Origin of the sequence: Paenibacillus sp. UNC451MF (assembly GCF_000686845.1) — a bacterium.
GTDB lineage: Bacteria > Bacillota > Bacilli > Paenibacillales > NBRC-103111 > Paenibacillus_S.
Window position 1 is genome coordinate 92,570 of sequence record NZ_JMLS01000004.1, and the last position, 22,023, is coordinate 114,592.

A 22,023-nucleotide genomic window follows, 5' to 3' on the forward strand; every position below is an offset into this window, starting at 1 on the left:
AATCGTCTCCTCTTCTATCCATTAAGTATACCGGATGAACCTCCACACTCTCCCTACTTCCCGTAATACAGAAAGGTAGTACAAGAAGAGTACGAAAATATATATGTAAATTCGCAATGGAATGCTTTTGCTGGTCTCCTTAGTTGGCTTCTCATGTGAATCCAAATAATTATCTGCTAGAGGATTCTGCGTTGAAACTGCCGCCTTGGGGTATCGTTTCTTCCACTTCTCGTATTCACTTAATAGAGCTGAATCCATGACACGAGTGGTTCCATCGAGCTCGATCGTTTTGTTATCATATATTTCTTTACTCTGTTGATAATTAGTCAACAAAAGAATGGGTGTACCATCACCATCCAAATATCCGACACTCAGATACCCGCTGATCTTGGACAGGAGCCCTTGCTTTTCTACCTCAATCGTAGATAGATATACCGTCTTTTCTTCTCCGTTATCACCCTTTATCTGAAGTTGATTCATGCCCATATAGGCTGCATTATTCAGCTTCATATGCACAGCTTTTATTTCCGGAGGGAGCTGCTCCAATTCTCCTATAGAATGGATTGTCTTTATTTCTATCGGTTTAAAAGCATTGGCAACATATTGAATCGGAGTTTCCCCTGTGTGCTTCACAAAAGATGCCGATATGAAAAAATGAAGTGCAATAATAACAATCAGACTGAACCATTTACCCCCAATGAGAAAAAAAGCACTTTGCTTAAGCCGCTTCCTTAACGGCGTTTTCCCAAGCTCTTTCCTTAGCTGTTTCAGTTCTCTGCCACTGCCTCTTTGCTTTTTTAAAGCTTTTGCTCTTTGGGATTGAATTTCAGCTACGGCTAGGATAGCTTCAATATCATTGGCATTAAACTTCAGAATTCGGTTATACATTTCAAATGCTGAATCAGGGTCCCCCAGCTTCATATGACAGCTTCCTGCCATTGATAATGCAAGGCTATGGTTAGGATCTTGATCCAGAATTCGCTTAAGATCCTCCAATGCATCCTCCATTTTTCCTATATGAATTAATAGGCGCGAGCGGTACAAATAGCCGTCGACTTGGTCAGGTAACAATTGAATGAAGCTGTTGCTTGCCGTCAGTGCCCGAGCCATATCACCTGTTTGTACATAGCACTCGATAAGTAACCGAACTACATCCGGGTCGGATTTGAAGTATTCTGAAGCCTTTCTTAATGATCTCTCAGCTGCTTGGTAATCTTGCTCCAATAATGCCAATAAACCCCGTTCACGGTATCTTAGAAAGGAATCATAATCTACATCCACCGTATCCAGCAGAGCTGTATAACCCATATGCAATACCTGTTCATGTCCTACCGCATACGCGTACACTTTGGGATACTGTTCCTGAAATCTTTCTCTATCTTCCACCACCAGTTCTTTCCAATGAAAGGTATTCTCAAGGAGACTCCAGACCGCTTCAGGCACAAAATAATGATTTTCCATAAAATCAAGAAGCCTGATTGAGATCCTGTTCTGCAGCTTCACGTTCCATATGACGTCCGCATTCAGTTGTTTTCCCCACTGCTCCGAATCAATCCTCGATGAAAAGTTCTCGTACAACGCTTCTATTTCTTCAATAAACCGCTCCACAGGGTCTACAGGATCGTGAAATTCATGCTGATCTGTATAGTGCAGCAAACGCTGAAAATGATATGAATCAGATTCTGTCTCCTCATCAATCTCAGCATCCTCCGCGTTGCTCTCGTCATAGTACATCTCTGCTTCCTGTAAGTCTTCTTGCCTTCTATCCGTTCGTTCAAGTTCAAGTGCTGCTGAAGCTTCCTGCAGGTAATCTTCAGTTTCTGTAGAACTCCGGTTCATAGCTCTTTTGGTCCGCTGCTTAGCGTCCTTCACCGCTTGATCATATGCTTCTCTAAGCATCTGATAGCCTTCCGGGTCTTCTTCTGGATGATAAAGCTTTAGCTTTACTGCATAGGCTCTCTTGATGGCTGACACATCATCAGTCGGTTCTATGCCGAGAATTTTCCATACTTGCATTAATAGTCACGCCACCTCTCCAAATGCTCTAATTGCTTTTTGAGGAGTGAGGAAGCTTTTTTAACCTCCTGCTCATTTTGAGAAGCAAGAACACGTTCAAACTGCTCCAGCAAAAATGCAATCTCCGATCGCTTCTCACCCAACGCTTCCTCATACAGCCTTTCACCCTTGGCCAGCAGCAGCCTATTCTCTGTCCGTTCACGAGGATGGATCTTAATATCCTTTAATTGTTTCAGTCTTTCTTCGATTTCCTGTTGAGTGAGCTTGCCTGGATTTTTCTCAATAATGGTTTTCTGCTTCACTCCGGTGCTTACGGTTGTGACCTCTACCTCTAAAATTCCGTTAATATCGTAAGTGAACCTTACGTCAATCGCTTGCTCTCCCGCTTCATCGGGTGGCACTTGCACCGATAGCTCACCCAGCTTAATATTATGGTCTACTCTTCGGCTCTCGCCTTGATAAACGATGACTCGAATGCTCTTCTGCTGATCATGGATAGTGTAAAACGTCTCCACCTTGCTAACCGGAATCGGTGTGTTACGCTCAATAATCGGACTAAAATGACCACTGTCGAAGTTCCCGTTCCCCATAGTCTTTGTAATTTCAATTCCAAGTGTATATGGGCATACGTCTGTAAGAACAACCTCTTTAAGCGCCTCGTTTCTTTCTTTAAGAGCTACCTGTATGGCAGCCCCTAAAGCAACAGCTTCATCCGGATTAATCTGACTGAAAGGCAGCTTCCCGAACATTTTGCTGACAACCGATTTAATGACAGGCATACGAGTTGCACCGCCGATCAAAATAACAGCATCCAAGTCATCCGGAGAAAGGGAAGCATCGCGCAACGCCCTCTCTATTGGATGACGCAGCCTAAGAATTAGCTGGCCGGCTATTTTCTCAAACTCGCTTCGGTCCATTGAAAGCTCGTACTCCTGAGCCTCCCACATAAAGCTCATTTGCCCAGCATTTCCGCTGCCAATAGCACGCTTGCATATCTCAGCCTGCTTGAATAGTGCCGAACGAGCTTTGAAGTCCAACTCCTGGTAATCTATCCCCTTGGTTTCCGCAAAATATGAAACAAGCAGTTGAGTGAAATCCTCGCCGCCCAAGTAATTATCCCCGGCAATGGACTGCACTTCCATTACACCCTCAAAGAACTCCAAGATAGACACATCAAAAGTACCCCCACCCAAATCAAAGACGAGGAATTTCGTATCCGATTTCTGCTGGTGGAGACCGTAGGAGATCGCTGCAGCGGTAGGCTCGCTAATAAGCCGCTCTACTTTCAAGCCTGCGATTTCTGCCGCGAGTTTGGTCGCCTTGCGTTGGGTGTCGTTGAAATACGCCGGGACGCTAATGACCGCTTCCGTCACTTCATGTCCGAAAAAAGCTTCTGCATCGGATTTTAAGGATTTCACAATAAAGGAAGATAACTCCTCCGGTGAAAAAGAGTAACGGCCGAGACGAAATATTTTCTCAGTCCCCATATACCTCTTAAAGGTTGCAGCTGTAAGGTCCGGATGAGTAATTAACCGTTCTTTGGCAATTTGACCTACGAGTATTTCACCGTTTTCATCCACACTTACTATAGAAGGGGTTAATCGTTCCCCAAGCACATTCGGTATAATAGTGGGACCGTCTTCTGTCCAATAAGCAACCAGACTGTTTGTTGTTCCCAGATCAATACCAATCATTGTCATTAATTGCAACCTCGTTTCAAAATGTATTGGATTAGGAAATTCATCTTCTTTTTCCATATTTTTTATTATCGGATAATTACACGATTTTATTAAGTTTGATCGCCTTAACCGAAGGATTGACTTATTAGGGTATAAAAAAACAGGATGTCAACTTGTGAAGTGACAACCTGTCTTATATTCTTCATGTATTCATTGGATCGCAAAATAGATATCTACTTCGGACTCCGACGAATCCGGTCCCATAAATCGTTCATCCTATACTTCGAATTCGATTCCACCGGCTGGTTTTAAACCGAGCTGCGGAATCAGGATATTATTGTATTAATTCCATAGCTTGTAAAGCCTCCTATCATTCAGTAACTAATTAAAGGACGTGATTCGTCCTTAATTTAATAGCTTTACAAACAAGAAAACCAGCGTACATAAACAATAGTCCAAGCACTGTATTAGCAATTAAATAGTAATGGACATAGTTTGCACAATAAAATGGCAGCTCCTCACACATCAAATTATACCCGGCGCGGGGAAAGTCCCAACCATACCACGACCTTGGAAACCCTTTTGCCAATAAAGTAGCTAAGAAAACAAGCACAAGCTTATCCATTATTGACGTAACGATAAAGGAATGAAGGAACGCCGTCCAAGTTACTCTCCTAAACACGCCATTCATCATTAAACCTACAAGGAAATATGGAATTAGACAAAAAAAGAAACCGTAATACATCCATGAAAACGGCCTGGACTGATCCGCAGGAATCGTAGTGAATACGGAATATGTTGTTCCAACAAATAGATAAGTCGGTATGTAGGACATCAGAAAGACGCTGCTAACCAACAAAGATTGGGTCATAAAGAGTCTACATGTTTTGCACCGGTTCATATCAATCCCCCTTAGTTTACGATGAGTTTTATTATTTACTAGCAAAACTTCGTAACGGGTTTCCTTACTTGTGAAATCTGTAAACACCGCACAGATCGATACTTTCTGATTCCAAATCTAATAGAGTAGCGATTATCATCCCGTGACATACCACCATCACATTGGAATAGTTCCTATATCGATCAAGGACTCATTGCTTGTCCTCCATACAAATGGTATCTATAGTTCATCATAACACATACCATAATTGGTTGTAATATCCATTCCGTACAGATTGCAGGATGCCTGAATAATGTGAATGGTTTCAAACCTTTTGAACAAAAAAAGAAAGCTTGATCGCTCAAGCTTTCCTAACACGCCTATACTTTTTACCAACCATCATAATAATAGGCGTTCCTACAATTGTAGGTAAAAACCAGAAGATGAGGATCGGTAGGTAATTCAAGCCTGGAATGCTATGTCCATTAACGACAAGCACAGCGGTAACGACTCCTATATAGGATCCTAGCATCCCACCGATATGCCTGCCGAGCCAGTCGACCCGTCGGCTTTTTTTGGCTGTATATCCGTAAAGTGCCATCGCATAAGAAAAGATTGCTATATAAAACAAATAGGCACTCTCCGACCAATGCATAATGGCCATACTGATTGAGCTGAGAAAAATGACTATATAACCAGCATGATAAATTTCTCCAAAAACCGTGTGCCATCCTTTTCTTTTCCTGACCAATGCCGATACAGCACCCGTTATCAGACATACCGTGCCTGCAACTATATGCAGTATGAGAATGAGTTCAAATACATCCAATGGATACCCTGCCTTATCTCTTTAATTTGTAAGCTATTTTCCCTTGAACATCCAATTTAATCTTGTATTGACTGCTAATAATTGCTACTATAATGCTCTACCCCAAATAACTTACACCAGGTGAAATCAATGGATTCAGAAAAGTTTTATGAAGAACTTAAGCTTTATCGTGGCGAGGATCGGGCGAAACTAGTAATGCAGCAGGTCAAATCGATTCTATCGAACAATCAGCAGCAGAAATGGTGGCAAAAAATATCGCTGTTTAACAAGCCGAAGACGGAACCTAAGGGCTGGGATTAATAGGAGGGAACCCCCTCCCCATTCCTTGTAAAAAACTTCAGCCTTCACCCTCACCTTCGATACTAAATACAACCCATTTATTGAGTTCTTCTTTATTTTTCGAAAATTCATCATGCTTCATTACTGCGTACTCGTTCGTGTCCGGAAACCAAATCACGTAATAGGACTTATTCGATTCTCTGAATAATTTTTTGGCCATATCAATAGCATATTGTTTTGTCAAATGAACGACGCTCCCCTTGTATCATCTCTTAGATGATTCCATCATAGATCGATTTCTCTAATCTCGGAGGGTACCATGCTCCTCTTTCCCAAGCAAGAACAAACGATTCATACCGTCGATTCTCCGGAAACGACTCCAGATCACCGAAATATCTTCGAATTGCATAAATCTGCGATTCATGAGCGTGCAGCGCTTCTGCTTTCATAGACCAGTACGGTTCCGTATCTAGTGCAATCGAGGGATGATGACCGTTTTCTTTTAATGTGTTGGAAGATATGTAATAAAGCTTTTGAACAGACGGGCAGCGTCCGCTTAGAACAGCAGAGGTGGCTATCTTGGAAATGGTCATATGGTCAGGATGAAAATTCCCGCCGTCCTCTGGAAAAGTGACGACCACTTCGGGCTTATGTTCAAGAATAAAATGAATCACCCGTTCAATAAATTCGCCTTCCTCGATTTCTTTTAGTTTACCGTCCGGATACCCCAGATGCTCCACCTGGCTTAATCCAAGAATGCTTGCCGCTTTCATCATCTCCTGCTCACGCTGTGCTCCGAGCTCTTCATTCGTTAGATGCCCTACATCACCATTCTTTTTCCCGGCGTCGCCTCTGGTGGCCAACAGAAGAACGGGCTTCTCCCCCTGCTCTGCAAGCTGCTTAATAAGGCAGGCACATAGAAAGCTCTCATCGTCGGGATGAGCAAATATAAAAGCGGTTGTTCGACTCATCATCATCCTCCTCCTCACCCCTTATTATATCAATAGTTCGTGATAGAGATAAGAGTAGTTCAGGCCCGAACAAAAATTAATAGAAAAGCATATAGTATACCATGTCCTACTTGAAAGGAGGAATACTATGTCTACTAATCATAACTATAGAATATGCAAGCAATATATGCAGCAAAATGTCCGAATCACTACCGTTCAAGGTATCACTTATGAAGGTACAATCGTGAACGTCGATCATCAAAACGTATATATTCAAGCGCTTCGCCCGACGGGACGAAATAAGGCTTCCATTTCTTTCTTTCCCTTCGTGCTGCCTCTGGTCTTATTTGATCTGCTAGTCATTGCTCTATTGGACAGCCCCCGTTTCGGTCGTGGCTTTTGGTAATTGAGAAGTCCCTCATCGACGAGGGGCTTTTTTATTTGTCAACTTATGCAGTTGCCGGTTGCTCATTCTTACAATAGGGTTGCAACTGTTGGCATAGTCCCGCATGATATAGCTTGGAATCATAATAGTGAAATCCGCTCTTAAATACGACTTCTTCAGCTGTATATCGAAAAGAATGCAAATTTTTACAAAAAATACAATAGTACATAAGTCGCACCTCTTTTCCTTAATCATTATCAATTTACACATACTAATATGAAGAAAATATGATTATTATGCAGATTTTTGTGAATTTTTTGTAAATAAAAGAAAACGTTGGTGTATTGTTGTATTATTAAATTTAGAGAGTTATTAATGTACTGTTGCTAACAAATTATAAGTATGTTATATTACATATAATTCCTATTGGAAAGGTGGTAATTATTAAATGAGTAATTCCAGTTTGGTTCTTAATCAGATTCAAGAAGAGGTTCAAGGTCATCGTAAATCCGAGTATCCCGTCAATCCTGTTTTTCTGAATCGCTGGTCTCCTCGTGCCTATTCCAATCAAAAGGTTTCGGATGCGGACCTACTCACCGTCTTGGAAGCTGCTCGCTGGGCGCCGTCCTCATTTAACGACCAGCCTTGGCGTTTTATTGTAGCCAAAACGGATGAGCAATTGGCCGTTTTTCATCAGTTTCTAAATGAATTCAATCGCTCGTGGGCAAATAAAGCCCCCGTATTAGTGTTAATTGCTTCGGACAAAACAAGAGCCAATGGCGACGCGAATCCTGCGCATACATTCGATGCAGGGACCGCTTGGGGCTATCTCGCGCTTCAAGCAAAATTGCTCGGTTTAGCCACTCATGCCATCGGTGGGTTTGATAAAGCCCAAGCTCGTACCCTGCTTAACGTTCCTGACGAGTTTGATCTGCATGCTGTAGTGACGATCGGTTATCAGGGAGATGCAAGCCTGCTACCGGAACCTCTCCAGCAGCGTGAAGTACCTAACGAACGCAGACCGCTTCAAGAAATCATTTTTGAAGGAAGCGTCCCATCTAAATAAACGCAACAAAGCGGAGCCGTCTGAGCTCCGCTTTTTTTCAAACCTTTTACCTCCCCCTGGGAATCCGTTAGTTTCTCCTCAGTCTTTACAGGACGAAGCATATATGCGACACAATGATAAAACCTTGCACTTTACGCGTAAGGTTCCATTCTATTTATGTCATATTCAAAAAAATGGATACATATAATGAATATCATGTCCAATTATGGAACAAGCATGAGCCTATAGCAAAAAGGGGAGCGTGATTGCACGTGTGGGAAAGTGTACTTAAAAAAGAACAGTGGGAAATTCAAGTCGATCAAGATCATAAATCAATCTTACTTAATGTATCCACAAATCCTCAGAACGACGAGACCGTTTCACTTCAATTAGATCAATCCGAGCTTTTTGAGCTCATTCATACGTTTTTGTCTATTAACCGTTCCTTCAATAACGAGACAATGTACTATGATGATCTAGCTGCCGATCATTCATAAGTGAGGGATGCAACACCCTTCCGAATGATCGGGGTCTTGCTATGCCTCAAGCAATCCCAGCACGTACTTGGCTACTCCATCTTCCGAGTTCGATTCTATGGTCCTATCCGCCATCGCTTTAAGCTCAGGTTGGGCATTGGCAACCGCTATTTTCGTGCCTGCTGCTTCAAATAAACCAATATCGTTCAGATTATCCCCAAAAACGACGATATCCTCTGGCGAACAGCTCATATGTTTCGCCCACATTAGCAGCCCATCCCGTTTATTTGCTTTTGGATGGCTTACTTCCAGAAAATAGTGGTCTGCAATGTAGTTGTCCGGCATGAAATGCAAATGTACGGCATCGTTAAATTGATTACGTATTGCCTTCTCTAAGGGCTCCAGTTCTTCTTTAGGGCCTATGTAGGTAAGGATCAACGTCTGATACTGATCAGAATAGATTAGCTCTGGGAGCTCGCGAAAACGAGTGTCATTGGGTCGGCTGGCAACAAACTGCAGTTCGCCTTTCCGTTGGAGAGGTTCATGTAGAACTCGTTCCTCGTTGTGGTCATCCAGAGCAAACCATAAAGGACTTAATCCAAATGTCTTGCCTAAGCGTATAACTTGATCGGTGAGCAGTGCTGAAAGAAAGGCTCCGTCCAGCTTTTTCATCTCGATTGGATCGAATAAGAGTGCTCCATTGTAAAGAACCATCGGATACTTCCATTTAACATCTCCGACAACGACGGTAGAGCTCTTGTAGCTTCGGGCTGTGGCATAGCTCATGACGATGCCTTGATCCAACGCTTTATTGACGGCCTCCTTGGCAAAAGGCGATAGTATGGCATCCGAACGAAGCAGCGTGCCGTCCAAATCGGTTACAACATAATGAGTTTTCAATCAGGATCCCCTCTTCTGAATGCATATGAAAACATAAACCAACGCCTATAAGACGTTGGTTTATTATCGTTCAATAAAATATTAAGTCAAGCACTAATTGACCAGCTGTCCATACAAAGCAGCGTACTGTTGCGCGGATTTGCGCCAGCTGAAATCTTTCTTCTTAATATTGGCCATAATCTTGTTCCAGGCCTCCTCATCGTGATACAAATTCACGGCTCGTTCCACGGTATACAGCATGTCATGCGCATTGTAATGTGCAAAGCTGAAGCCCGTTCCTTCACCGGTAGTTTCGTTATAAGGCTGCACTGTGTCCTTCAGTCCACCGGTTTCACGAACGATTGGAACTGACCGGTAACGCATGGCTATAAGCTGTCCGATGCCGCATGGCTCAAACTGAGAAGGCATTAGGAACAGGTCAGAACCTGCATAAATTTGGCGCGCCAATCCTTCATTGAACGTAATGTTCGCCGACAGCTTGTCCGGATAACGGTCTGCCGCCCAACGGAACAACTGTTCAAAACGATGTTCTCCTGTGCCAAGAATGACCCACTGCGCATCGAGTCTTATTAATTCTTCAATGACCCGATCCATTAATGCAAGCCCCTTCTGATCCACGAGTCTAGTTACGAGCGCTACCAAAGGTACGTCCTTATTAACCGGAAGGCCTAGTTTTTCCTGAAGCTTGACTTTGTTCAATTGCTTTTTGGGTATGGAATCTCTGTAATTGACTTCAAGATGAGGGTCATTCATTGGATCAAATTCCTCGTAATCAATACCGTTAACGATACCGAGGAGTCGTTCACTTTGGCTTCGCATCAGGCTATCCAGATACTCCCCGTAAAAGGGAGTCTGTATTTCCTGCGCATAAGTCGGACTTACCGTTGTTATAAAATCAGAATACAGCAAGCCACCTTTCATAAAGCTGGCTCCGCCGTATTGCTCAAGTGCATACCCCGAAAAATGCTCGTCTCCCAAAGCGAAGAAATCTTTGAATTGCTCTTTGGCGAAGACTCCCTGATATTTCAAATTGTGAATCGTCATTACAGTTTTAATATGCGCATATTCAGGCTGATAGCTGAAGTGAGCCCGGTACAACACAGGTATCATACCAGCTTGCCAATCATGGCAGTGGATAATATCGGGAATGAAGTCGATGTGCTGCATTGAATCCAGTACCGCCCGGCAGAAGAAAGCATAGCGTTCAGCATCGTCCCCATATCCATAGCAGCCCCGACGATTATAATAAAACTCGTTATCTACGAAATAAAAGATAATACCCTCATGCTCCAACTTCGTAATACCACAATACAGCTCTCTCCAACCCATTTGCAATGTGAAGGTAGCGACAGTCTCCATAGCTTGGGTATAAGTCTCCGGGATGTCCTCATACTTCGGCAGTATAACTCTAACGTCAATCCCCTGCTTGGCCAGCTCCTTCGGTAATGATCCGATTACATCGGCCAAGCCTCCCGTTTTGGCAAAAGGTACGGCTTCCGACGCGGCGAATAACACTTTCATGGCTTCCTACCACTCCTTTATTATTTTGCGTGCTAGAAAGTCATTTCCAACACGCTATTTTTTTATATTACTTTGGTCTTGGAAGCAATAAACGGTGCTTGTTTGTCTCCTGTCAGTACTCGACCTCGACTGATGAACACATCTTTATCAAGGATAGCATTCTCAATTATGACGTTTTCTTCAATTTCGCAGTTTTGCAAAATAATGCTGTTCTTCACGTAAGCTCCTTTACGGATCTTAACCCCTCGGAACAAGATGCTGTTCTCGACCTTGCCTTCAATCGTGCAGCCATTGGCTATTAGAGCATTTCGCGCGTGCGCGTTTTCAGCATATCGGGCAGGAGGCTCATCCTTAACCTTGGTGTAGATTAGGTTTTTCTGGAAGAACAGCTCGCGCCAAATCTTCGGATTCAACAGCTGCATGCTGTGTTTGTAATAGCTTTGTATCGTATTCACTACGCCAGTATGCCCACTGTGCATATACCCGTAGACGCTGAGCTTATCGATATTTTTCATAATACCGTCTCTTACCAAATGATCGTATCCTTGCGCCAAGCAGGATTCCACCATATCCAGCAGCAGCTCCTTGCTCATCACATACATTTCCATCGAAATGTTGTCATTGCGCAATCGTCCCGAGTGATCCTCCATAACGGTGACTCGACCGTCTTCCTTGACAGCTAGCCGGCGAAACTTAGCGAATTCCTCATCATCCGCCTGCTTATAAACGACTGTAATATCGGCATTGTTCTCCAGATGTTGATCTAATACGTCGTTCAAATCAATGTTACACACGATATGGCTCCGAGAAATGACAACAAACTCTTCCCGAGCACGGTAGAAGTAATCCCGATGGCTATAAAATTGGAATAAATCGCCGCGCGCCATTCCCGTTGTTTCATGAAGAATCGCTGGCAGCAGAAAAAGCCCGCCACGTTTACGATCCAGATCCCATTCCTTCCCAGAGCCAAGATGATCCATTAAGGAACGAAATTTATGCTGAGTAAAGACAGCGACATTTTCAATACCGGAATTCACCATATTCGATAAAGTAAAATCTATCAATCGGTATCTCGCGCCGAACGGCACCGAGGCCACGCAGCGGGAATAGGTCAGTTCTTCCAGATCGTCCGGCTCGTTCACCAGATTGATAACGCCCATCATACGCTTCATAAGAACTCACCCTTTCAAGTTGGCCATCGCTGCCATATTGATAATCTCATTACCACCGATCAAAACAATATTGGATTGCTCGTCAGGCTCGCCAATCACGCAGCCATCCTCAATTACAGTACCTTCACCGATAATAGCTTTGTATATTTTTACGTTGTTCCCGATGCGTACATTCGGCATAATCACGGAATCTTTAATAAAACTTCCTTCTCCGACCTGTACGCCGTAAAACAAGACGGAATGGTCCACTTCTCCGAACACACTGCAGCCCTCATTAACCAAACTGCGGTGTATTTGTGCTGTTGGAGCTATGTATTGACCGGGGTGGCACGGGTTTACCGAATAAATGCGCCATTCGCGGTCATTGAGATTGAATTGCGGTTCATTTTCCAATAAATCCATATTGGCTTCCCACAGGCTTTCAATCGTACCAACGTCTTTCCAGTAGCCTTCGAATGGATACGCGAACAGATTTAGTTTTTCACGCAGCATAAGCGGAATGACATCTTTGCCGAAGTCTTTGCTTGAATCCGGATTGGTTTCGTCCATGCTCAAATAGGTTTTGAGCACCTGCCAGTTGAATATGTAAATGCCCATGGAAGCCAGATTGCTCTTAGGCTCTTTCGGTTTTTCTGCAAATTCCACGATTCGTTCTTCGTCATCCGTACTCATAATGCCGAAACGACTCGCTTCTTCCCATTTGACCTCAATGACGGCAATCGTCGCATCGGCTCCCTTTTGCTTATGAAAATCAAGCATCAGATCGTAATCCATCTTGTAGATGTGATCACCCGAAATGACAAGAACATACTCCGGATCGTACTGCTCGATAAACGATATATTGCGGTAGATCGCGTTAGCTGTCCCTTTATACCAATCCCCTCCCTGCTGCTCCATATAAGGAGGCAGTACGGTGACGCCGCCATTCTTACGGTCTAAGTCCCAAGGAGTCCCAATGCCGATATATGTATTTAAAACCAAAGGTTGATATTGTGTAAGAACACCTACGGTGTCAATCCCTGAATTCGTGCAGTTACTAAGTGTAAAATCGATAATACGGTACTTCCCTCCAAAATGAACAGCAGGCTTTGCCAATTTATTGGTCAATACGCCTAAACGCCGCCCTTCCCCCCCTGCAAGCAGCATGGCCACACACTCTTTTTTTCGCATCCAACCTATCCCCTTTCTCTTTTACCCGCTGTTGCTTTACGTCGAATCTTTACAGGCTCTATAAAGACTGTTGATAACGGTGGAATTGTAATATGCAAACTGAACGGCTGAGAATGCCATACAACCTTATCGGTTTTCAGCTTGCCCGTATTCAACTGTCCGGACCCGCCATAGACAGGGGTATCACTATTAAACAGTTCCCTATATTCTCCTGCATACGGAACGCCGATTCGGTATCGGGCGTGAGTTACCGGTGTAAAGTTACATACTGCGATTAAGAAATCATCTGGGTCGTTTGATTGTCTGATAAAAGTGACGATGCTTTGGTTGCGGTCATGCGGATCAATCCAAGTAAAGCCTTCGGTCCGATGGTCCAGCTCCCATAGTGCTTTTTCTTGTAAATAAAGGTGGTTTAAATCGTGGACGTATTGATGCATGCTGCGGTGGCTGTCATAGGTGAGCATCTCCCAATCCAAATCCTCGAGATCCTTCCACTCATCGAACTGACCAAACTCGCCGCCCATGAAAAGCAGCTTTTTCCCAGGATGTGCCATCATGTATCCGTACAGCACCCTTAAGTTAGCGAATTTTTGCCAGTAATCACCCGGCATCTTGTTGAGAAGAGATTTTTTGCCATGAACCACCTCGTCGTGCGACAGAGGGAGCACATAATTTTCGGAGTAAGTGTACATAAACGAAAAAGTAAGCAGGTTATGCTTGCCTTTACGGAAATACGGGTCGGTCTCCATATAACGAAGCATATCGTTCATCCAGCCCATATTCCATTTGTAGTTAAATCCAAGACCTCCGTCATGAACAGGTGCAGTGACTAGCGGCCAATCGCTGGAATCCTCGGCCATCATGAGCGCGTTTGGGTAGTGAGAGAACACCGTTTGATTTAGCTTTTTCAAAAAAGCGATCGCATCCAGGTTTTCGTCCCCGCCCTGCTCGTTAGTAATCCATTGTTCGCGCGGCTTCCCAAAATTCAAATACAAGAGGCTGGCTACCGCATCAACACGCAGCCCGTCAATATGAAACATATCCATCCAGAACAACGCATTGGAGATTAGAAAGCTGACGACCTCCGGCTTAGAGAAGTCAAATGCCATCGTCCCCCACTGCGGTTTCTCCGCTCGGGCAGGATCTTTATGCTCGTACAGCGGTTGTCCGTCAAAATGGCGAAGTCCATGATCATCCTTAACAAAATGACCAGGAACCCAATCCATAATAACTCCAATACCGAACTGGTGGCATCGGTCCACAAAATACATGAAGTCCTTCGGTGTTCCGAAACGGCTAGTAACCGAATAATACCCGGTCGCCTGATATCCCCATGAGCGGTCATACGGATGCTCGGATAAAGGCAGCAGCTCGATATGGGTGTATCCCATATGCACTACATAGTCAACCAATTCGTCGGCTAGCTCACGGTAAGTGTAGTACTGATCCTCGGGCTTCTTTTTCCAAGTGCCCATATGAACCTCATAAATGTTCATCGGACTTGTGTACGGCTTTTGCTGTTTTTGCTGCCACTCCTGGTCTTGCCATTCGTAGCCCTCAAGCGAAGTCACTCGTGATGCCGTGCCCGGCTTCAACTCGGAATAAAAAGCATAAGGATCTGCCTTCCATACCAATGTTCCTTGTGCCGTTACGATTTCGTACTTGTAGTACTCGCCTTCCCGGACCCCTGGAACAAACAAGCTCCATACTCCCCAGGTGCTAACCTTCTGGAGTACGTGATTGCTTCCGTTCCAAAAGTTAAAATCCCCAATAACTCGGATTTCACGGGCATGCGGTGCCCAGACGGTAAACCGAACGCCAAGGGTGCCTTCATGTTCCGTAAAATGCGCTCCCAGCACCCGGTAACTGCGGAATAAGCTTCCCTCGTGAAACAGGTAAAGATCTTCCGGACCGGGGATTACGCTCATCATAGGTCATACATCCCCTTTTTGTTCAATTTTGCGGCCTCTAATAATCAAATACTACATCGGGCTGCAAATTCCTTTGTGTAATTTCCAAATTCTACAGCAATTCTGAAAACATGCATATTTTTTAGCGTCAGGCAGGAGATTGCCTTTTTAGCTTGAATAAATTGTACTGGACTAAAACATGGATTCAGAAGAAGAGAGGATGAACTACCCCAATGAATGACAAATTGAAAGGCCTTGTGCTCGGACTATCCCTTGGCGTCATGCTGACCGGATCGGTCGCGTATGCCAGTGGAACACAAATTGAAGTATATTTTCAAAATATCAAATATATGTTTGACGGAATCGTGAAAACTCCGACCGAAGAACAAGGTCAAGGGTTTATCTATAACGGGACCACCTACGTTCCACTTCGCTTCGTAAGTGAAGCTCTTGGTAAGGAAGTTCAATGGGACAACGACACCCAAACAGCATGGATCGGCAAAAAGGTGGATATGGCTGGCGTCGTAGCTACTTATGAAGGCGGTCAAGTGACCCGTGGCGATTACGAGAAATTTGCAGCCATTCTGCGTATGACGAACCAAGAATATGCCGCCAAAGATAATGACAATGCATTCAAACAATATGTTATTAACCAAATTATCGCATTTCGCATCATCAACAGCAAATTGAGCAATGACCTACGCGCTTCAACCGTCGAATCCGCAGAGGGTCAAATTACCGAAGCACAAGCGTTTTTGAAGGCCCACGCAGCAGAAATGAGCAAGCAAGGAATTACCGAGACGGATATCCGGGATTATGTGCAAGGCGTTGTGGCAACCCAAATGTGGCTGGAATCGACTGCCGACGAAGCTTCTATCAAAGCGGACTATGACCAAAAAGTAAGCAGCAATGATGAAAATGTAATCACAGCATCGGTTCGACATATTCTAATCATGAAAGAAGATGACAAAGGGCAGGCACGCTCCAAAGATGCAATCGATCAAAAAGTCAAAGAAGTGCAGGATAAGCTGAAAAACGGCGAGGATTTTGCCGCATTGGCCAAGCAATACTCAGAAGATCCTGGTTCTAATAAGAACGGCGGTTTGTATACCAACGAACCTGTTGTTAAATGGACGGATGCATTCAAGAAAGCGACGATTTCTCTGGAGCTTAATAAAGTAAGCGATCCAGTAGAAACCGAATACGGCTACCATATTATTCGTGTTGAGTCGAGAAGCTTTATTCCTTACGAGGATGAAGAACTCAAGGAGACACTAAAAAATAATTTGATTAATTCAAATTACAACCAATTTATGACTAAGGAGCTTCCAGCCCTGATCGAAAAAGTGGATTTACCAAAATAAACTAACGTACACCAAGACCGGGGCCCTTCCCCGGTCTTTTCGCATGGCATTGTGTAAGCAATTAGTGTAAAATGTGGTAGGATCAATAGATATACAAAGGTAAAACCAGAGAAGGAAGGTAACGTCATGTTTGCAGCACACGATTGGAAAGATTATGAATTAATCGATACGGGCGACGGGGAGAAATTGGAGCGTTGGGGAAGCATTGTGCTTCGGCGGCCAGACCCGCAAATCATTTGGCCGATTGGCAAGGAGACAGGCCAATGGCGAAATGCCGATGCCCACTACCATAGAAGCTCCAGCGGCGGCGGCCAATGGGAAAATAAACGGGATTTACCTGAACGCTGGACTATCTCCTACGATAAATTGTCGTTTCATATCAAGCCTACCAGCTTTAAGCACACCGGCCTATTCCCGGAGCAAGCAGCGAACTGGAGATGGATGATCGATAAAATTCAAGGATCAGGCCGTAAAATTCGCGTCCTGAATCTTTTTGCCTATACTGGAGGCGCAAGTGTAGCCTGCGCTTATGCAGGAGCAGAAGTATGTCATGTTGATGCATCGAAAGGCGTAGTTCAATGGGCCAAAGAAAACTTGCAGCTGTCCGGACTTGGTGAGCGCCCTGTTCGTTTTATTACGGATGATGTCTTTAAGTTCGTACAACGTGAACAGCGCCGTGGCAGTAAGTACGACGCTATCATTATGGACCCTCCGTCCTATGGCCGCGGTCCGAACGGGGAAACCTGGAAGCTTGAGACCAACCTGTACCCATTTGTCGAGTCCTGCATGCAAATTATGTCGGACAAACCGTTATTCATGCTTATCAATTCCTATACAACAGGCATTTCAGCTACGGTTTTGAAAAATATTTTGGCCATGTCCATGGGTAGATCGTACGGTGGAAATATTACCTGCGGTGAAATCGGCCTGCCGATTACCACTTCGAAGCTAATGCTCCCTTGCGGCATTTTGGGACGTTGGGAGGCATAACAGATGGCGCAAGCCTCTCTTCCTTCCATTCCCGTATTATATGAGGACAATCATGTCATTGTCGTTGTCAAGCCGGTAAACGTTCCAACACAAGAAGACGATTCTCACGATCCGGATCTGCTGACGATGATCAAGCAGGACTTAAAGCATAGGCACCAAAAGCCGGGCAATGTTTACTTGGGACTCGTGCATCGATTGGATCGGCCTGTGGGTGGCGTAATGGTGTTCGCAAAAACCTCAAAAGCTGCTTCCCGTCTTTCCGACGCGGTTCGCACTCGTTCCATACGCAAAATTTATACAGCCGTTGTGAACGGCAAACCGAAGCAGCCTCAAGGAACTTTGACCCACTACTTGCTGAAAGACTCCAAAACCAACATGGTTTCCGTAGTTCCTCCAAACAAAGCCGGGTCTAAAGAAGCAGTGCTGGACTATCAGGTCATCGATCATATCGAAGGTCTCTCTCTAGTTCGAGTTGAGCTGCATACCGGTCGGCCGCACCAGATTCGGGTGCAATTCTCTACTATCGGATGTCCCCTGGTAGGAGACCAACGTTATGGAGCTCACTTGACCAAGCCGGGACAGCAAATCGCTCTTTGGTCAACGGAGCTCAGCTTCGAACATCCTACGACAAAGGAAACGCTAAGCTTCCACTCTCAGCCTCCTAAGGCTTACCCGTGGTTTCTCTGGAACGATAGATTCAAATAAACTAAGGACCTGGCCATTTGGCCAGGTCCTTAGTTTATTGAGAAACCAGTTTCTTCGAGATAATTTGCTCTATAGTTAGATGGGTATTCCTCGGAGGAGTTTAAGTTGGAATACTTCCGACGAATGAGAGAGCAAGATTTCAATCATACCCATGTGTTATAACTAACATGAATTCCACATAAGGAGATGAGGGTATGAGTAAATTAAAAGGTAAAATTGCATTAATCACCGGTGCTAGCCGTGGGATCGGTCGCAGTATAGCTTTAGGTCTGGCACGTGAAGGGGCATTAGTTGCCGTACACTATGGTAATAGAAAACAAGAAGCAGAAGAAGTAGTTCAAGAGATTCAGCTAAGCGGTGGTTCTGCATTTTCCATATGTGCTAACCTAAACGAACTTAACGACATTCATGCTTTGTTTGCTTCATTGGATGAAGTCCTCCAGAAACGTACAGGCGATAATCGATTTGATATTCTGGTTAACAATGCCGGAATCGGGCAATATGCAACCATAGAAGAGACGACAGAACAATCTTTTGACGAAGTCATGAGCCTTCCATGTGAAAGCACCACTTTTTATCATACAGCAAGCTTTACCTCGTTTAAAAGATGAGGGTCGAATCATCAATATCTCATCAGCAGTTACAAGAATCGCCCTCCCTAATGTGTTCGGATACAGCATATCTAAGGGCGCCATCAATACACTTACCTATGTCTTGGCTCAACATCTAGGGACACGCAAAATTACGGTAAATGCTATCTTACCAGGGATTATTGATACCGAGATGAATACGTCCACTTTACAAGATCCTGATGGACGATTATTCGCTGCTGGGCTTTCTACCTTCAATAGGTGGGGACAGCCAGAAGATGTAGCCGATATTGCAACCTTCCTTGCTTCATCCGACAGTCGCTGGGTAACAGGCCAGTTGATTGATGCAAGCGGCGGATCTCATCTATAATTAATCGGCAATAACCGTATTATACTTTGATTGACTGCAGTTCCTTCGATTCTCCAGATGAATTAGCCTCAATCACCGTGTTCGATATCCCCTGGATAACGGACGCGGTATTTCCACTGCTTAGAGGGAACGGAGTCTATCATCTTTGGTAAACCATAGTTTATAGCTTAGCAGACTTAATATAATGCTGGTTAGTGCAGCCGATGATACTAAAGTGAACATAATGAGAATTTGATATTTTACAGCTTCTACCGGATTGGCGCCTGCGACAATCATACCGGTCATCATCCCAGGCAGCTGTACCAGACCTACTGTTTTCATTCCGTCAATGGTAGGGATCATACTGGATTTGACAGATCGCTTCAACGGCTCATGAATGGCCTGCCGTGAAGTGGCTCCTAGAGATAGAAGCACTTCAATTTCTCCCTTAGAAGCCTGAACCTCTCGCTTCATCTGGTTAATAAATAGACCGGAAACTACCATAGCACTACCTATTGTGATTCCGCTCATAGGAATAATATATTGAGGAGTCTTTTCAATAATACCCAATCCTAGCAAAAGCCCCATTGTCATACCTTCCGTCGTTGTGATCGCTAGAGCGATACGCCATCGAATACCGGACAACCCTTTGCCTCTCGCACCTGCATTCCAAGAAGCTACACCGATCATCATACATAAGATAAGAATTAAAAATGCGGTATGTTGAGCATTAAACACGAACTGCAGCACGTAGCCTATCAGTAATAATTGAACAGCTGAACGAACGGTTCCAATTGCGATATCTTTGCCCAAGCCAAGCTTTTGCCACATTGAAACAAGGATTGTAATAACAATAAATACAAGGGTAAAACTTAACGCAACATTATTCATCGCTGACTCCTTCATCACCCTTCGAAACTTGTAAAAACTGCCGCCCTATCTCCGAATCCGGCCTTTCAAAAAAGTCCTTTGTCGATCTGTCTTCCAACAAAGTATGGTTCGCCATGAACCAGATGCGTTGACTAGTATAGCGAGCTTGCTCCAAATCATGTGTTACCCAAATCATAGAGGTTCCTTCTTTACTATGCCACAGTTTCAGAAGCTGTTCGACAGATTGTTTGCTCTGCAAATCAAGGGAAGCGGTAATCTCGTCCAGCAGTAAAATTTGCGGTTTCATCAGCAACGAACGGACTAAGGCTAGCCTCTGCTTCTCACCCCCGGATAAATCTGACGCTTTCTTGTTCCAATCCAAGTAGTCCAATCCGACATCGCGAAGTAATTCGGCTGCAAGCGATTCATTAAAGGGTGTGCGATGCAGAAGGCTAACCGTCTGTAAATTATGCTCTACCGAGCCTTCCAGCATCACCGCATGCTGAGCAACATAGCAAACCTTCTTACGCCAAGCCTGTGGGCTCCATTCCGAAGCCAAGCGTCCTTCGTATTGAATCGTCCCCTCGTCTGCAGCATCGAGCATGCCAATGATTCGCAGCAGCGTGCTTTTACCTTGGCCTGATAACCCCAATAGTGCAATAATCGAAGGCTCAGTTAAACGGGCAGTCACTCCTGAAAATAAACACTTCCATTCGTCCTGCTGCAGAATGTTTTTTCTTAATCCATTGATCTCCAATGCGGAAAATTCCTTCAATTGCTGCTCCTTTCTAAAGCTGTTATATCCTAACGTTCCATTTCGTACATTTCATTATAACTTTTTCCTTCGAGTTTAGCATAGGGACACCATAGAAAAACCAAAGACCGTTCAGGAATTCGATCCCGTACGGTCTTCTCAACAACTCTATTTGATTGATAATCTCTCCGCCGCGTCCACGGTGTGCTTAAGCAGCGTAGCAATGGTTACAGGGCCGACCCCTGCGGGTACTGGAGTAATTGCTCCTGCTTTATTCAAGCAGGCATCATAATCGACGTCACCCACATTTCCTTTGTTATAGCCTGCGTCCATTACAATTGCACCGGGTTTAATCCAGTCACCTTGAACGAATTTCGGTTTGCCCACAGCAGCAACTACGATATCTGCCGATCTTACAATTTCATCCAACTGGTTCGTCTTCGAATGGCATATCGTCACCGTAGCATTTCGGTTAAGAAGCATTAACGATACCGGTTTGCCCAGAATAGGACTCCGACCAATAACAACGGCATGTTTACCTTCGATTTGAAGGTTGTAAGCATCTAGGATAGCCATTATCGCAGCCGGTGTGCAGGAAGGATATAATCCAAAACCGAAAGCCGTTTGTGCAAATCCTAGAGTTGTTACGCCATCTACATCCTTATCGATACTAATTGCCTCGAAAGCGGCCCGTTCATCAATATGATGTGGCACTGGATGCTGGAGCAAAATCCCGTGAACCGTACCGTCTTCGTTCAGTTTACGGATCTCATCAATTAACTGCTCCGTTGAAGTACTTTCCTCAAGATGAATACGCCTAGATTCCATCCCTAATCTTCTACAAGCATTTCCTTTCATTCGCACATACGTCTCCGATGAAGGATCGTCTCCGACTAGAATCGTAGCTAGACAGGGGGTTACGCCAATATCTTTTAAACTTTGAATTCTTGTCTCCAACTGCTCCTTGATGCTAGTTGCTACACTTGCTCCATCCAAAATCATACTCATTTGCCGCTCATCCTTTCATTTTTTAGAATAAAACGCAAAAAGGCAAGAGGAGAGAATCCCTCTTACCTTTGCCCAGGCGTACGGCCAAAAACATCCTATGTGCTCCCTCATGGTTCCCCATGTTCCGCCAGTTACACATAGTTTAAGTTACATACATCATATACTTTTATTCACTATTAAG

21 protein-coding genes, 1 pseudogene and 1 riboswitch are annotated in these 22,023 nt (G+C 44.3%); of the genes and pseudogenes, 8 read left to right on the forward strand and 14 right to left on the reverse strand.

The features are described from left to right. Positions 1-21: 21 nt before the first annotated feature. From BP97_RS0107775 to BP97_RS0107790, 3 genes are all read right to left on the reverse strand, one after another. Positions 22-2,016: a J domain-containing protein gene (locus BP97_RS0107775; protein WP_028548587.1), complete on the reverse strand. Its 1,995-nt coding sequence runs from the start codon at positions 2,014-2,016 to the stop codon at positions 22-24. Continuing rightward, positions 2,016-3,716, reverse strand: coding sequence for a molecular chaperone HscC (locus tag BP97_RS0107780; RefSeq protein WP_028548588.1), 1,701 nt, complete (start codon positions 3,714-3,716; stop codon positions 2,016-2,018). Before BP97_RS0107780 ends, BP97_RS0107775 begins: the two co-directional genes overlap by 1 nt. Positions 3,717-4,936: 1,220 nt before the next feature. Continuing rightward, complete coding sequence (locus BP97_RS0107790; RefSeq protein WP_028548590.1) at positions 4,937-5,404, reverse strand: hypothetical protein; 468 nt, start codon at positions 5,402-5,404, stop codon at positions 4,937-4,939. 129 nt (positions 5,405-5,533) lie between these two features. On the opposite strand from BP97_RS0107790, the gene BP97_RS40145 reads away from it, so the two are divergent. Continuing rightward, positions 5,534-5,704 carry a hypothetical protein gene (locus BP97_RS40145; RefSeq protein ID WP_156043173.1) on the forward strand — a complete coding sequence of 57 codons (171 nt, stop codon included), beginning with the start codon at positions 5,534-5,536 and terminating at the stop codon, positions 5,702-5,704. Between the two features lie 37 nt (positions 5,705-5,741). On the opposite strand, the gene BP97_RS0107800 is transcribed toward BP97_RS40145, so the two are convergent. Next, positions 5,742-5,927 (reverse strand): hypothetical protein, encoded by a 186-nt coding sequence (locus BP97_RS0107800; RefSeq protein WP_028548591.1) that lies wholly within the window; start codon positions 5,925-5,927, stop codon positions 5,742-5,744. Between the two features lie 28 nt (positions 5,928-5,955). Continuing rightward, a complete protein-coding gene (locus BP97_RS0107805; RefSeq protein ID WP_028548592.1) occupies positions 5,956-6,654 on the reverse strand; it encodes a PIG-L deacetylase family protein in 699 nt (232 codons plus the stop codon). Positions 6,655-6,781: 127 nt separating this feature from the next. Here BP97_RS0107805 and BP97_RS0107810 point away from each other — a divergent pair, with 127 nt between their 5' ends. Next, positions 6,782-7,039 (forward strand): hypothetical protein, encoded by a 258-nt coding sequence (locus BP97_RS0107810; RefSeq protein WP_028548593.1) that lies wholly within the window; start codon positions 6,782-6,784, stop codon positions 7,037-7,039. Between the two features lie 43 nt (positions 7,040-7,082). Here BP97_RS0107810 and BP97_RS40640 read toward each other — a convergent pair whose 3' ends face one another. Beyond that, positions 7,083-7,247, reverse strand: coding sequence for a DUF3973 domain-containing protein (locus BP97_RS40640; RefSeq protein ID WP_197035426.1), 165 nt, complete (start codon positions 7,245-7,247; stop codon positions 7,083-7,085). A 219-nt stretch (positions 7,248-7,466) separates the two neighbouring features. Between BP97_RS40640 and BP97_RS0107815 the strand changes: the two genes are divergently transcribed. Next, the gene (locus BP97_RS0107815) at positions 7,467-8,084 is read left to right on the forward strand and encodes a nitroreductase family protein (RefSeq protein WP_028548594.1); all 618 of its coding nucleotides are present in this window, start codon (positions 7,467-7,469) and stop codon (positions 8,082-8,084) included. Between the two features lie 251 nt (positions 8,085-8,335). After that, positions 8,336-8,560, forward strand: coding sequence for a hypothetical protein (locus BP97_RS35645; protein WP_081823981.1), 225 nt, complete (start codon positions 8,336-8,338; stop codon positions 8,558-8,560). 39 nt (positions 8,561-8,599) lie between these two features. On the opposite strand, the gene BP97_RS0107825 is transcribed toward BP97_RS35645, so the two are convergent. From BP97_RS0107825 to glgB, 5 genes are all read right to left on the reverse strand, one after another. Next, on the reverse strand, positions 8,600-9,439 hold the full coding sequence (locus tag BP97_RS0107825; RefSeq protein ID WP_028548595.1) for an HAD hydrolase family protein: 840 nt from the start codon (positions 9,437-9,439) through the stop codon (positions 8,600-8,602). 93 nt (positions 9,440-9,532) lie between these two features. Beyond that, a complete protein-coding gene (glgA, locus tag BP97_RS0107830; protein ID WP_028548596.1) occupies positions 9,533-10,960 on the reverse strand; it encodes a glycogen synthase GlgA in 1,428 nt (475 codons plus the stop codon). A 62-nt stretch (positions 10,961-11,022) separates the two neighbouring features. Further along, the gene (gene glgD, locus BP97_RS0107835) at positions 11,023-12,123 is read right to left on the reverse strand and encodes a glucose-1-phosphate adenylyltransferase subunit GlgD (protein WP_081823992.1); all 1,101 of its coding nucleotides are present in this window, start codon (positions 12,121-12,123) and stop codon (positions 11,023-11,025) included. A 15-nt stretch (positions 12,124-12,138) separates the two neighbouring features. Next, entirely contained in the window at positions 12,139-13,302 is a 1,164-nt protein-coding gene (locus BP97_RS0107840; RefSeq protein WP_028548598.1) for a glucose-1-phosphate adenylyltransferase, read from the reverse strand. A gap of 5 nt (positions 13,303-13,307) precedes the next feature. After that, positions 13,308-15,233: a 1,4-alpha-glucan branching protein GlgB gene (gene glgB / locus BP97_RS0107845; RefSeq protein ID WP_028548599.1), complete on the reverse strand. Its 1,926-nt coding sequence runs from the start codon at positions 15,231-15,233 to the stop codon at positions 13,308-13,310. A gap of 212 nt (positions 15,234-15,445) precedes the next feature. Here glgB and BP97_RS0107850 point away from each other — a divergent pair, with 212 nt between their 5' ends. The 4 genes and pseudogenes from BP97_RS0107850 (at position 15,446) to BP97_RS35650 (ending at position 19,231) form a co-directional block, all read left to right on the forward strand. Then, positions 15,446-16,576, forward strand: coding sequence for a peptidylprolyl isomerase (locus BP97_RS0107850; RefSeq protein ID WP_028548600.1), 1,131 nt, complete (start codon positions 15,446-15,448; stop codon positions 16,574-16,576). A 126-nt stretch (positions 16,577-16,702) separates the two neighbouring features. Beyond that, positions 16,703-17,566, forward strand: coding sequence for a class I SAM-dependent methyltransferase (locus BP97_RS0107855; protein ID WP_028548601.1), 864 nt, complete (start codon positions 16,703-16,705; stop codon positions 17,564-17,566). A 3-nt stretch (positions 17,567-17,569) separates the two neighbouring features. Then, positions 17,570-18,271 carry an RluA family pseudouridine synthase gene (locus tag BP97_RS0107860; RefSeq protein ID WP_028548602.1) on the forward strand — a complete coding sequence of 234 codons (702 nt, stop codon included), beginning with the start codon at positions 17,570-17,572 and terminating at the stop codon, positions 18,269-18,271. A 194-nt stretch (positions 18,272-18,465) separates the two neighbouring features. Further along, positions 18,466-19,231 (forward strand): annotated as a pseudogene (locus BP97_RS35650) (SDR family oxidoreductase). Between the two features lie 120 nt (positions 19,232-19,351). Here the strand turns inward: BP97_RS35650 and BP97_RS0107870 are convergent. The 3 genes from BP97_RS0107870 to BP97_RS0107880 all read right to left on the reverse strand — a co-directional run bounded on the left by BP97_RS0107870 (position 19,352) and on the right by BP97_RS0107880 (position 21,842). After that, entirely contained in the window at positions 19,352-20,101 is a 750-nt protein-coding gene (locus BP97_RS0107870; protein WP_028548603.1) for an ABC transporter permease, read from the reverse strand. Beyond that, positions 20,094-20,855 (reverse strand): ABC transporter ATP-binding protein, encoded by a 762-nt coding sequence (locus BP97_RS0107875; protein WP_028548604.1) that lies wholly within the window; start codon positions 20,853-20,855, stop codon positions 20,094-20,096. Before BP97_RS0107875 ends, BP97_RS0107870 begins: the two co-directional genes overlap by 8 nt. Before the next feature lie 147 nt (positions 20,856-21,002). After that, entirely contained in the window at positions 21,003-21,842 is an 840-nt protein-coding gene (locus BP97_RS0107880) for a bifunctional 5,10-methylenetetrahydrofolate dehydrogenase/5,10-methenyltetrahydrofolate cyclohydrolase (RefSeq protein WP_028548605.1), read from the reverse strand. A gap of 63 nt (positions 21,843-21,905) precedes the next feature. Then, positions 21,906-21,987: riboswitch (ZMP/ZTP riboswitch) on the reverse strand. Positions 21,988-22,023: the final 36 nt, after the last annotated feature.